The organism is Fredinandcohnia onubensis, from assembly GCF_002734215.1.
GTDB classification, from domain to species: domain Bacteria; phylum Bacillota; class Bacilli; order Bacillales; family Bacillaceae_L; genus Ferdinandcohnia; species Ferdinandcohnia onubensis.
This window is the reverse complement of the sequence record NZ_NSEB01000009.1, coordinates 40919-51614: the sequence shown is the minus strand read 5'-3', so window position 1 is coordinate 51614 and position 10696 is coordinate 40919. Positions and strand designations below refer to the sequence as shown.

Genomic DNA, 10696 nt, shown 5'->3' with positions numbered 1-10696 from the left:
TGTCCTTTACAAGGGGTACACTTTATTATGGGTGAGAGCTTTTTCGATGCTTACTTTAATTTATTTAATTGGTCACCAATTACTTCTCCAAGCTGAAAACCTGTTGTTTCTTCTTGTTGTTGGTATTTGCTGTAGTCTTCTTCAACGTTTTCTTCTAGTTCTTTCATGCTTAATGAAATACGTTTTTCAGATTGATTCAGTTCAAGGACCTTCACTTTTACTTCTTGGCCTTCTTTCAGTACCTCATGAGGAGTACCGATATGCTTAGAAGAAATTTGTGAAATATGAACAAGCCCTTCAACTCCAGGTAACACTTCAACAAAAGCTCCAAAGGAAACAAGTCTTCTTACTGTTCCTTCAACTACATCACCGATCGATAATTTTTCAGAGATGCTTTCCCAAGGTCCAGGTAATGTCTCCTTCACTGATAACGAAATTCTTTCATTATCACGGTCGACAGATAATACTTTAACCTTAATCACTTGACCTTCTGAAACAACATCGGAAGGCTTTGAAACATGCTCATGCGAAAGCTGAGAAATGTGTACAAGTCCATCAATGCCACCGATATCAACAAATGCGCCGAAATCTGTCAATCGTTGAACAGTACCTTCAAGTACAGCTCCAACTTGTAAAGAATCTAAAACCTGTTGTTTTTTATTTTTTTGCTCTGCTTCAACTACAGCACGATGTGATAAGATTACTCTATTTTTCTCACGGTCAAGCTCAACAACTTTAACAGTTAATGAGTTGTCCTTGTAATTAGAGAAATCCTCCACATAATAATTTTCAACTAAAGATGCTGGAATAAATCCTCTTACACCAAGGTCAACAACAAGTCCACCTTTTACAACATCTTTAACAACCGCTTCGAATACTTCACCTGAATTATACTTTTGCTCTAAATCATCCCACGCTTTAGAAGCAAGTACAGCTTTTTTGGATAAAATTAAAGCTTCTTCCTCAACTTTTGTAACAGAAAGCTCTAATTCTTCTCCTTCTGAAACAACATCACTAGCTTTTTCAACATGTAGGCTGGATAGCTCACTAATTGGGATAATGCCATCTAACTTACTGTTCTCAACTGAAACAAAAACTTGCTTCTCTTCAACCTTTGTAATCTTGCCAGTGATTACATCACCAACTTGTAACTCTTTGTACTCAACTTGGTTCATATCCTCTGCCATTCCAATTACCTCCTTCAAAGTCAAACACGAAAAACAATGTATGTATAAAGACATTTATAAAAATATTCTTTTAATTAACTTCTAATAAATAGAGATATTTGTCAAGTATAAACTCTTAATCTATTGATATTTTTGCTGTATTTCTCTTATAGAATCCATAATTTTATTGGTTACTTCTTCAGGTGATGCTTTTTCAGTTCTGAACTTTTCCATATGAACTGGTTTACCGTATACCACTCTTAATTTACCAAACAGTTTATAAGGCCCTAAGATTGCGCACGGGATAACAACACAATCAGTTCGTAGTGCAAAAAAGCCAACTCCCGCTAAACCTTTTCCAAGCTTTCCATCCTTACTCCTTGTTCCTTCAGGGAAAATGCCTAACACATTCCCTTCTTTTAGCACCTTTAACGCTGTTCTTAGTGCTTCACGATCACTCATCCCACGTTTTACTGGGAATGCATTTATTTTTGGTAAAATCGCACCTAATAATGGTACGTTAAACAATTCCTCTTTTGCCATAAAGTGAATATGTCTTGGAGAAGTTACTCCAACTACAGGTGGGTCTAAATTGTCGATATGATTCGAACAAATCAAGACCCCACCTTCCTTAGGTATATTCTCCTTACCTATGACTTCAATACGGTAAAGAGGCTTGATGATTGCTCCAACTAATCCTCTTGCAAAGGGGTAAAGATTCATTCCATTCAAATCCTTTCCTTTACAACATCCATAATCTTCGCAACAACCTCTTCGATGCCTAATGATGTTGTATCAATTTCGATCGCATCTTCTGCTTTTCGTAATGGAGCAACCTCACGTTCTGAATCTAATTTGTCTCTTTGTGCAATTTCCAACTTTAGTTGTTCTAAATCCGACTGATATCCTTTTGAAAGGTTTTCTTGGTGGCGACGTTCAGCTCTTTCGTCAACAGAAGCGAGAAGGAATATTTTCACTTCTGCATCTGGCAGCACATGCGTCCCGATGTCCCTTCCGTCCATCACAACTCCACCGGACTTAGCAAAGCTTTGTTGGCGTCTTACCATATCTTCCCGAACCTTACGATGTTTGGAAACAATCGAAACTGAATTTGTTACATCATGCTCACGAATTTTTTCGGTTACATCCTTGTGATCAATAAAAACAAGCTGACCATTTTCGCTAGGTCTTAATTCTATATTTGCATTTTGAAGAGCATCAAGAAGCTGTTCTTCACTTTCTAAATCTAAGGATAATTGCAATGCTTTGTAAGTTAATGCACGGTACATTGCACCTGTATCAACATATATGTAAGATAATTCTTTTGCAATAATTTTTGCAACAGTACTTTTTCCAGCAGCTGCTGGTCCGTCTATTGCGATTGAAATCTTCTTGTCCATAAACTAAGTATGCCTCCTGTTAGTAACGCTCTAAAAAGGTCCTTTACCCCGATAAACAAATAAGCTTGTTCTCTAAAGCTTATTATATTTATTCATTAGAACAGTATTCCTACTTACGAAAAAATGCAGGGAATCCCTGCATTTATATTCTAATTGTTATTTAATAATGTTTCAATGGTTTTAGTCGTGTCTGATTTGTCGACACCTTCATATTCAATCATTCTCGTGATGTACGGAGTCAACGGGCTATATAAAATAATAGCCTGTGCAACAAGTAGAAAGATAAATTGAATAATAGCAAGCTTAATTAAAATACGTTCAAAATTTTTCATTCCATACCAGCCCTAAACCAAGTTTTTACTACTAGTATGCTAATGTAACTCTTTTTTTATTCTAGAAAAGCGTGCTATTCTTTCAATTCGCTAGAATGTATGCCTTTTTTCTTTAACAATAATTGTCTTTGAAAACAAAACTTAATTAACTGTTGCCTAGCTGACTCTGTAACGTCCACAAATTTAATTGACGCTTTTTTTCTTTCTTCGTTTTTCCCTTCAATAATACGGATTACTTTACTTTTAAAGGATACATATTGATATTCATCAGAAAGAGATGGGAAGACAAAGTATGTGTTTATATCTACTCCAGGATTAAGGCTTTTCGAAGAAGGTAGAATGATTGAGGCGCCACCAGCACTAATATCATGTGTAATTGTAACAAATGGCTGAAAATCCCCGTTCATGCTGTGAATTGCGACATCTACCGGTGTTTCTATTCGTACATATTCTCGTCGTTGAATCTTAAACATATGATCGTCACCTGGAAAGGAAAGAACAATCATAGGGATATTTTGTTTTACTCTGCCTAGTACTGAAGTATCAAAAAAATAAGCCGAAGTACTATCTCCCGCTACAAAAGCCTTTAACATTGTTCCATTTAATAAATAAACTGTTTTCCCTGTTTTCATATTAACAGGATAGTCAATATAGAGCTTGTGTTCTTTTCTTTCAACAACCCTGCATCTATATTTTTCACCATTTGGATTAGTGGTTGGTTCAAGGTTGATCATATCCCCAATTTTCAACACGGACGTTCACTCTTTCTAAAAACATTCTGTATATTAATTAAACCACGAATAAATAGAAAAGCACAAGTACCTTGTTCAGCCCCGACAAGCTTAAGAAAAGCCGGCGAGAAGGATGCCTTTTATCCTTCTTGAAGGATTGGCTTATGACCTCGAGGGGCTAGGTGCTTGTGCTAGCCAATAAAAAAAGGAAAGCAAATTTGCTTTCCTTTTTGTACGCCTATGATTTGTTTAACCCTTTGTAGACTGGCTCAGCATTTTTAAGCTTTTCAACCTTTTCTTCAAATCCATTTTCAGCATTGATAAAGATTCGGTACGTATCATTATTAATTGTTCCCAAGAACTCATAACAAAGGACATCTTGGTCTAGGTCATTTGTTATGATAGCTAGACGATCTTCCATTATTTCAAGATTCGGGTTAATATGTTTCTTCGCTTCTTCTATTGAAATTTTTGGTTTACCAGTTGTTTTAATCTTGCCAGCCATTAAATAATCTCTTGCGGTAAAACCGATAATGTTTCCATCATCAAGTGCTACTTTCATTTTAATGGAATCTGAATACACTCTGACTCCATTAGTAGAGGAAACGAAATTAAATACTCCTATGTTATCATATTGAGCACTTTCAAATAGCTCTAAGTTTTCGAATTTATTCTCTTTTAAAAATTTCTGAGCTCGGTTAAATGCATCATTAAGACTAATTGTACTTTTTGCAACTTCACGGTTACGAATGATCCAAATCGGAATTCCACCCTTTTTCGTAATATCCATGAACGTATTTACTTTTGATTTTGGATCATTTATTTCTAGACTATAAAATCCATTTTGTGATCCCTCACCGTTTTCGGTAACCTTCATTTCAATGTTCCCTTTTAACCCTAGGAACTTTTTTGCGACTTCTTTTGCTTGTTCTTCATTTATTTCTGGTCCTTCTAAGTTAGGAAATTTATTACCATCTTTTTTCGTCGTTGTAAGCGTGACACCAAACTCACTCTCAGAATAAGCAGCCACATTTTTTTCAACGGTTTTAAGACCATCGATAATGGTGTTATCAGCCTGTTTTTCACCTGAAGCTAGCGCTAATTCAACATCCATCCAGCGAAGGTTATTCTCCATAACTAGATGTTGGACAGTCCGAAGCTCCTTTTGGATATCCTCTGCATTTTTATAGAGCTGTTGAAGCGTTTTGTATTCTTTATCAGACAATGGTTCTTTTGATAGGTCACGTACTGCTGTACGATAACTAAAATCCCCGATATTACTTAGAAACTCTTCCGTTTTATTAAAAGGCATAAGAGACAATGGTAATTGTCCTACATCTGAATGTGCCTCGGACGTAAGTCTCCACACATCTGCAAGTGTTGGAGATAGTGAACTTTGTGAATTCATTGCAAGTGTTGTTCCAATTTTGTCATGTAAAAGGTCAATATGATACGTTAAATTATGAAACGCTCGTTGGTAGTTATTTTCTGCTTGTATTAGAATGGCATTTTTCTCTTGGTGCTCTTTATAGCCCCAATAGCCTGTTCCAATAATCCCTATCGTAAGTACTGTAATTAATATTCCTCTTAGCAACTTGTCTCACCTTCCATTCTAATTACAGAATATGTGCTTTCCGATTCTCTTAATTTGTGGTCTACCCCAAATCCACTTACTTGTTGCTGTATCTGGATTAAAGTAATAGGTTGCACCACCTGTCGGATCCCAACCATTTATTGCATCAATTACTGCTTTCTTTGCCTGCTCATTCGGCGTCAACCAAATTTGTCCATCCGCAACTGCCGTAAACGCAAGTGGTTCAAAAATTACACCAGATACTGTATCCGGGAAGGTCGGGCTATCCAAACGATTTAAAATCACTGCTGCAATTGCTACTTGTCCAACATATGACTCTCCACGAGCTTCTCCATAAACAGCATTTGCAAGGAGCTGAATATCATTTTGCGAAAATCCACCCGGCATATTTACTGCTGTAGGACCTTGTGATTGTACCTCTTCCTGCTGTTCAACCTTTGCTTGTTGTTTAGCTGGTTGTTTCGGTTGAGCTTGAGGCTGTTGAGCCTGACCAGCTTGGCCCTGCTGCCCTTGTGGTTGTTTTGGCTGAGCTTGAGGCTGCTGTTGCTGTTGAGCTGGTTGCTTCGCTTTTGGTTGCTGTTGTGCTGGTGCTTTAGTCTTCGGTTGTTGAGCTTGGCCCTTTCCAGCCTGTGGTTGCTTTTGCACCGCTGTAAATTGCTTTTCTATATCAGTTCGCCTTGCCTCTGCAGCTGTTTTTGCTTTTTGGATATTCGCTTCAGATGGAGCGGACTGGATGCTCCACGGAACGCCTCCATAGTGGGTAAAACGATTCCCTTTACGCAAATTATCATATACAAATTGCTTATTATATTTTGTAAAGCGGTTTATCATGGCTTTCGTTTTGTCACCAACGAGACCATCTACTTCTTCTAGCCCGAAAGCCTTTTGGAAGTTACGAACAGCCCAATACGTACTCCATCCATATACTCCATCAATCGTTCCGTGGTAATAACCGTTATACTGAAGTCTTGATTGCAGTTCAATTACATCGTCACCTGTTGCACCACGTTGAATAATCTGTTCTGAAAAAGCATGAACATTATAGTTAGTTCCGCCTATGAACACACTGACAAACATGATAAGGACGATGGGGAACATCAAATATTTTTTGAAGCTCATGATCAATTACCTCCCTAACCATTTTCTATATATACTTACAAGTATTTTCTGTAGAGATTGGTATTTTATTCAGATTTTATATTTGATTAAAAATGAACATAAAAAATAACCTGCCTAAGCGACAGGTTATCTAAACATTTGGTTTTGCTATTTTTACTTTTCGTAATCCAAACCACCATAAAAACAACATAAATGGGATCATCATATAAATCCATTTTTTTAAAGATAAAAGTATGTAATCGTACATCCCATGTAAGAGGAATGGAAATAAGAAGGATATCAAAATCCATTTTCGCTTTTCATTCGGAGAAAATTTAGCTTTTCCAAGATAAAACCCCATAATCACACCGAACAGAGCGTGACTTGATACTGGCAATAGGGCACGACCTACAGCTAAATGAACCCCGTTCGCCAATAGATAAAGAATATTTTCTAAAGTTGCAAATCCTAACGACAGCGCTGCACCATAGACTATTCCGTCATATTGTTCATCAAATTCAATATGCTGATAAACGGTATAAAAAAGGATAAACCATTTAAAAAACTCTTCTAATAGAGCTACCTTTAAGAACGCCTGTGAAAAGCTGTGCTTAAATACCTCTTCAACCCCTAAGACATATTGGATAAACATGATTGGAAATACCAATAAAGCACCAAAAATGAAGATTCGAAAAACCATGAAAATGGGTTCTGCTTCATATTTATCTTTTAAATAAAAATAACTTAATAACGCAAGTCCAGGTGCAAGTCCTGCGGTTATGACCGCCACCATATAATTCCTCTTCTCCCTAATAATCAATTAATGTTTGAGTAACAGATACTTTTATCGTAACATGTAAATTGGTAAAAGAAAATATGAACTATCCTGTTTATGGATAATTTTCCTATATAGAATTGAGGGAGTAACATTGAAAAAAATACTTATTATACACACAGGCGGAACAATCGCAATGATGGAGGATAAAGACACCGGTGCGGTACAGCAAAACCAACAAAATCCATTGCTTCTTCACACTGATGCTTTATCATCCATTGCTGATGTTAAGGTAGAGGATTTATTCCAGTTGCCATCTCCACATATTACTGAAAAGATCATGTTGATACTAAAGGAAAAAATAGAAACAAGTATCAAGGAAGATAGGATCGAGGGTGTAGTTATTACTCATGGGACTGACACACTTGAGGAAACGGCTTATTTCCTAGATTTAACCGTTCAATCTGATATACCAATTGTTGTAACTGGAGCGATGAGGTCAAGCAATGAGATTGGGGCAGATGGTCCGTATAATTTGATCTCAGCTGTACGGGTAGCGGCTTCCGATAGTGCAGTTGGGAAAGGGGTTTTAGTTGTCCTAAACGATGAAATACATTCAGCAAAGAACGTAACAAAGACTCACACAAGTAATATTGCTACATTCCAAAGCCCACAGTATGGTCCATTAGGGATTGTGAGTAAACGAGAGATTACCTTTCACCATGTACCAAATGTTCGAGAAACATATGAAATAGAAAAGATCACAAAAAATGTTGTCCTACTAAAAGCATACGCGGGTATGGATGGGTCCATCATTCAAGCGATTCGCTCATTACATCCTGATGGCTTAGTTATCGAAGCCCTTGGACAAGGTAATCTCCCCCCAACAATGGTACCAGAGTTAAAGAAGCTTATAGATAGTGGAATACCGGTTGTCTTAGTTTCCCGCTGTTTCAATGGATATGTACAGGAAGTTTACAATTATGAAGGCGGCGGACGCCAATTAAAAGATTTTGGTATGATTTTTTCAAATGGTTTAAATGGTCAAAAGGCAAGACTCAAACTACTAGTCACTTTAGAAATCACAAATGACCATGACGAACTCCAAGAAATGTTTTACAAATAAGAAAAGGGCGCCAGTATGGTCGCCCTATTTTCTTTCCATTATAGTTTTTGCAATTAAGTCACCATGGAAACGTCCATTTTCGATGAATATTTCATTGGCATTATTTCCTGCGGCAATAACACCGGAAATAAAAATACCCTCTACGTTCGTTTCCATTGAATCAGGGTTAAATAGAGGTCTGCCTGTTTCTTTATCGATTTCAACATTCATTTTTTGTAAAAAACTGTGATCCGGATGGTAACCCGTCATTGCAAAGACATAATCATTCTTCACTTGTTTCTTCTCATTCCCAACCTGATAACTAACAGCATCTGGTGTGATTTCCAGGACATTTGCATTAAACTCCATGGTAATAATCCCATTTCGTACTAATGCTTCAAATTCAGGTAAAATCCAGGGTTTAATGCTAGGCGAATATTCGGAACCACGATATAAGACTGTTACTCTTGCATCTGCATTTGCAAGTTCTAATGCTGCGTCCACGCTCGAGTTCTTTCCTCCGATAACAACGACATCCTTATCAAAATATGGGTGTGGCTCTTTAAAATAATGAAACACTTTAGGTAGATCCTCACCAGGAACATTCATATAGTTTGGATTGTCATAATATCCAGTCGCAATAATAACGTATTTTGATTGATATTTACCCTTTGAAGTAGTGATCAGGAACTCTCCATTTTCTTGCTTTAGGACTTCTGCCACTTTTTCAAACGCATTTACTCTAATTTTCTTTCGTTTTGTCACTTCACGATAATAAGCCAAGGCCTGGTTTCTTTTTGGCTTTCGACCCTCAATAATAAATGGTACATCCCCTATTTCTAATTTTTCACTTGAACTAAAAAATGTTTGATGTGTTGGATAATGGTATATTGCATTCACAATATTCCCCTTTTCAATCACTAATGGATCGATTCCAATATTTTGCAGTGCGATTGCTGCTGCCAGTCCACAGGGACCCCCACCAACAATGACGACTTCTTCGAATTGCATATTTGTCACTCCTATTAGTCAAAAAAAAATCTCCTACCAAAATGATAGGAGTTTTTTCTTGTCTTTGCAAATAAAATGATAAATCAAATACAGTATACACATTTCCTGCCCAGACTCGTTAAACTCACATGAAAATAATGTTAAATCCAACCTCTGAAGCGTGAAGCTTCTGCCATTTTTCTTACTCCTACCATGTAGGCTGCAAGTCTCATGTCAACACGTCTATTTTGCGCAGTTGTATAAATATTTTCAAAGGATTTGACCATTACTTTTTCAAGTTTTTCTTCCACTTCTTCTTCTGACCAGTAATAGCCTTGGTTATTTTGAACCCATTCGAAATAAGAAACGGTAACACCACCAGCACTTGCTAAAACGTCCGGTACTAGCAGAATTCCTCTTTCAGTTAAGATTTGTGTTGCTTCAAGTGTAGTAGGTCCGTTTGCAGCCTCCACTACTATGCTTGCTTTTATGTTATGGGCATTCTCTTCAGTAATCTGGTTTTCAATCGCAGCAGGAACAAGAATATCACAATCAAGCTCCAATAATTCCTTGTTACTGATTGTATCATTAAATAACTTCGTAACTGTTCCGAAACTGTCTCGACGATCTAATAGATAATCAATATCTAAACCATTCGGATCATATAAACCACCATATGCATCTGAAATACCAATTACTTTGGCACCGGCATCATGCATAAATTTAGATAAAAAGCTTCCTGCATTTCCAAAGCCTTGTACAACAACACGGGCACCTACCAAATCAATGCCACGTTTTTTCGCCGCTTCACGAATACAAATTGTAACTCCCTTTGCAGTTGCAGACTCACGACCATGTGACCCACCTAGCACAAGCGGTTTACCCGTAATAAATCCTGGTGAGTTAAATTCGTCTATGCGACTATACTCGTCCATCATCCAGGCCATGATTTGTGAATTGGTAAATACATCTGGAGCCGGGATATCCTTTGTAGGACCTACGATTTGACTGATTGCACGAACATATCCACGACTTAATCGTTCAAGCTCGCGGAATGACATATCTCTAGGATCACAAATGATTCCACCTTTTCCTCCACCATATGGTAAATCAACGATACCACATTTTAAACTCATCCAAATCGAAAGCGCTTTAACTTCCTTTTCGGTCACATTAGGATGAAATCGAATTCCACCTTTTGTAGGACCTACCGCATCGTTATGCTGTGCGCGATAGCCTGTAAAGATTTTAACAGATCCATCATCCATTCTTACAGGAATTTTTACGGTCATCATTCGAATCGGTTCTTTTAATAGTTCATAAACTTCCTCAGGGTACCCTAGTTTTTCTAATGCTTTATGTATAACTGTTTGTGTAGATTTGAGGACATCCATCTTTTCTTCCTTATTCTGCCCTGAAATGTCCTTTTTGTTTTCGGCTACCATTTGTAAACCTCCCAAGATTTTTCACAATTCCATTAGAGGATGTTCAAAAAGTGCGGTGAA

11 protein-coding genes are annotated in these 10696 nt (G+C 37.3%); 1 reads left to right on the top strand and 10 read right to left on the bottom strand.

From position 1 onward, the window contains the following. Positions 1 to 50 precede the first annotated feature (50 nt). The 8 genes from rpsA to prsW all read right to left on the bottom strand — a co-directional run bounded on the left by rpsA (position 51) and on the right by prsW (position 7114). Positions 51 to 1187: a 30S ribosomal protein S1 gene (rpsA, locus tag CKK03_RS11380; RefSeq protein ID WP_099362701.1), complete on the bottom strand. Its 1137-nt coding sequence runs from the start codon at positions 1185 to 1187 to the stop codon at positions 51 to 53. 120 nt (positions 1188 to 1307) lie between these two features. Beyond that, a complete protein-coding gene (locus CKK03_RS11375) occupies positions 1308 to 1889 on the bottom strand; it encodes a lysophospholipid acyltransferase family protein (protein ID WP_099362705.1) in 582 nt (193 codons plus the stop codon). 5 nt (positions 1890 to 1894) lie between these two features. After that, positions 1895 to 2566: a (d)CMP kinase gene (gene cmk, locus CKK03_RS11370; RefSeq protein ID WP_099362700.1), complete on the bottom strand. Its 672-nt coding sequence runs from the start codon at positions 2564 to 2566 to the stop codon at positions 1895 to 1897. Positions 2567 to 2715: 149 nt separating this feature from the next. Further along, the gene (locus CKK03_RS11365; protein ID WP_099362699.1) at positions 2716 to 2898 is read right to left on the bottom strand and encodes a YpfB family protein; all 183 of its coding nucleotides are present in this window, start codon (positions 2896 to 2898) and stop codon (positions 2716 to 2718) included. A gap of 74 nt (positions 2899 to 2972) precedes the next feature. Beyond that, positions 2973 to 3650: a flagellar brake protein gene (locus CKK03_RS11360; protein WP_099362698.1), complete on the bottom strand. Its 678-nt coding sequence runs from the start codon at positions 3648 to 3650 to the stop codon at positions 2973 to 2975. Positions 3651 to 3867: 217 nt separating this feature from the next. Continuing rightward, a complete protein-coding gene (gene ypeB / locus CKK03_RS11355; RefSeq protein ID WP_099362697.1) occupies positions 3868 to 5223 on the bottom strand; it encodes a germination protein YpeB in 1356 nt (451 codons plus the stop codon). A gap of 18 nt (positions 5224 to 5241) precedes the next feature. After that, positions 5242 to 6300 (bottom strand): spore cortex-lytic enzyme, encoded by a 1059-nt coding sequence (gene sleB, locus CKK03_RS11350; RefSeq protein WP_425432861.1) that lies wholly within the window; start codon positions 6298 to 6300, stop codon positions 5242 to 5244. A 172-nt stretch (positions 6301 to 6472) separates the two neighbouring features. Beyond that, positions 6473 to 7114 carry a glutamic-type intramembrane protease PrsW gene (gene prsW / locus CKK03_RS11345; RefSeq protein ID WP_099362695.1) on the bottom strand — a complete coding sequence of 214 codons (642 nt, stop codon included), beginning with the start codon at positions 7112 to 7114 and terminating at the stop codon, positions 6473 to 6475. 136 nt (positions 7115 to 7250) lie between these two features. On the opposite strand from prsW, the gene CKK03_RS11340 reads away from it, so the two are divergent. Then, positions 7251 to 8222, top strand: a complete 972-nt coding sequence (locus CKK03_RS11340) for an asparaginase (RefSeq protein WP_099362694.1) — start codon at positions 7251 to 7253, stop codon at positions 8220 to 8222. Positions 8223 to 8246: 24 nt separating this feature from the next. Here CKK03_RS11340 and CKK03_RS11335 read toward each other — a convergent pair whose 3' ends face one another. Together CKK03_RS11335 and CKK03_RS11330 are read right to left on the bottom strand one after the other, a co-directional pair. Beyond that, positions 8247 to 9212, bottom strand: a complete 966-nt coding sequence (locus CKK03_RS11335) for a YpdA family putative bacillithiol disulfide reductase (RefSeq protein ID WP_099362693.1) — start codon at positions 9210 to 9212, stop codon at positions 8247 to 8249. A gap of 140 nt (positions 9213 to 9352) precedes the next feature. Next, positions 9353 to 10636: a Glu/Leu/Phe/Val family dehydrogenase gene (locus CKK03_RS11330; RefSeq protein ID WP_099362692.1), complete on the bottom strand. Its 1284-nt coding sequence runs from the start codon at positions 10634 to 10636 to the stop codon at positions 9353 to 9355. Positions 10637 to 10696 lie beyond the last annotated feature (60 nt).

What these genes read in the sequence shown, in the direction of transcription:
- CKK03_RS11365 (WP_099362699.1), bottom strand. Translation starts at nt 2,898, where the DNA reads ATGAAAAATTTTGAACGTATTTTAATTAAGCTTGCTATTATTCAATTT.
- rpsA (WP_099362701.1), bottom strand. Translation starts at nt 1,187, where the DNA reads ATGGCAGAGGATATGAACCAAGTTGAGTACAAAGAGTTACAAGTTGGT.
- CKK03_RS11375 (WP_099362705.1), bottom strand. Translation starts at nt 1,889, where the DNA reads ATGAATCTTTACCCCTTTGCAAGAGGATTAGTTGGAGCAATCATCAAG.
- cmk (WP_099362700.1), bottom strand. Translation starts at nt 2,566, where the DNA reads ATGGACAAGAAGATTTCAATCGCAATAGACGGACCAGCAGCTGCTGGA.
- prsW (WP_099362695.1), bottom strand. Translation starts at nt 7,114, where the DNA reads ATGGTGGCGGTCATAACCGCAGGACTTGCACCTGGACTTGCGTTATTA.
- CKK03_RS11335 (WP_099362693.1), bottom strand. Translation starts at nt 9,212, where the DNA reads ATGCAATTCGAAGAAGTCGTCATTGTTGGTGGGGGTCCCTGTGGACTG.
- CKK03_RS11330 (WP_099362692.1), bottom strand. Translation starts at nt 10,636, where the DNA reads ATGGTAGCCGAAAACAAAAAGGACATTTCAGGGCAGAATAAGGAAGAA.
- sleB (WP_425432861.1), bottom strand. Translation starts at nt 6,300, where the DNA reads ATGTTTGTCAGTGTGTTCATAGGCGGAACTAACTATAATGTTCATGCT.